General features: G+C 44.7%; 1 protein-coding gene. It reads right to left on the bottom strand.

The window, feature by feature from the left end:
- Positions 1-186 precede the first annotated feature (186 nt).
- The gene (gene purB / locus AC805_RS15645) at positions 187-1,482 is read right to left on the bottom strand and encodes an adenylosuccinate lyase (RefSeq protein WP_072143642.1); all 1,296 of its coding nucleotides are present in this window, start codon (positions 1,480-1,482) and stop codon (positions 187-189) included.
- Between the last annotated feature and the right edge of the window lie 117 nt (positions 1,483-1,599).

Raw genomic sequence — 1,599 nt, forward strand, 5'->3', positions numbered from 1 at the left:
TATAGTTGTTTTAAATAACTTGTAGACGGGCTTCGACTTCGCTCAGCCCTCGGTGTAAGCTAGCTGAGCGAAGTCGAAGCTGTAGTTTTTATTTGAATTATCTATAATTATGCCTAGCTACTTATAAAAAATGCGGCGCAAAGCGTCGCATTTTTTAGCTTCAAGTTATAAACAATTTTGCAAAATCTAAATTCCCAATCTTTGATAGATTTGGTCGAGATTTTTGAGATGCTTATTGGGATCGAAACAAGCAGCTAACTCTTCTTCAGAGAAGGTTTTCTGCACGGTTTCATCTTCGCTGATCAACTTACGGAAATCACCGTCAGTTTTATTCCATGCAAGATGCGCGGCTTTCTGGACGATCGCATAGCTATCTTCACGGCTCAAGCCCTTAGTTACCAGTCCGAGAAGTACCTGTTGGCTGAAAACGACACCTCCATAACAATAGAGGTTGCGTTCCATATTGTGAGTATGCACCAACAGATTTTTCACGAGATCGGTGATTTCCGTCAGCATGAAATGCGTGAGGATGCAGCTATCGGGAAGTAGCACCCGTTCCGCCGCACTATGGGAAATATCACGCTCATGCCATAGAGCCACATTTTCGAGAGCCGTCGTCGCATAGCCACGCAACAAACGCGCCATACCCGTTAAGCGTTCCGAACGAATCGGGTTACGCTTGTGAGGCATTGCCGAGGAGCCTTTTTGTCCCTTGGTGAAATGTTCTTCTACTTCTAGTACATCCGTACGTTGTAAGTTACGAATTTCTACGGCAAAGCGCTCGATCGATGCACCGATCAGGGCAAGTACTTGCGAATACTCGGCATGGCGATCGCGAGAGATCACCTGCGTCGATGCACAGTCGGGCTGAAGCCCTAACTTTTGACAAGCGATCGCTTCAATACGCGGGTCAACATTGGCATAAGTACCAACAGCGCCCGAAATTTTACCGACAGCAATGGTTTTATTTAAGTTTAATAGGCGATCGCGATGGCGCAACATTTCTGCCAACCAGCCAGCGAGCTTAAATCCAAAGGTAATTGGCTCCGCATGAATACCATGCGTCCGACCCGACATAATCGTATAACGATGCTGCTGAGCCTGATAGCGAATTGCTTGGATTGCCTCCTCTAGCTGCGCTTGAATGATTTCTAAACTATCTACTAATTGCACGGCTAGAGCCGTATCTAACACATCGGAACTAGTCAGACCGAGATGAATATATCGACCTGAATCTCCTACATATTCATTTACGTTGGTCAAAAACGCGATCATGTCGTGCTTGACCGTTAACTCAATTTCATTGACGCGATCGGCATCGAAGTTTGCCTTTGCCTTTATCTCTTCGACAGCATCGGCAGGGATATATCCTAGTTCGGCCTGTGCTTCGCAAACGGCAACTTCAACCTGCAACCAAGTTTGGTACTTGTGCCGATCTGTCCATAATCGACCCATTTCGGGTAACGTATAGCGTTCTATCAAGATTTAAGCTCTTGGAATAATCACAATTTTTAATTATAGCAAGTTTTCTTAACTATATCTATAACTCAAAAAATTGAATTATAGCTGCCGCCAACTGTATCAGGACATAATACCAAT

It is taken from the genome of Pseudanabaena sp. 'Roaring Creek' (assembly GCF_001402795.1).
Classification (GTDB): Bacteria; Cyanobacteriota; Cyanobacteriia; order Pseudanabaenales; family Pseudanabaenaceae; genus Pseudanabaena.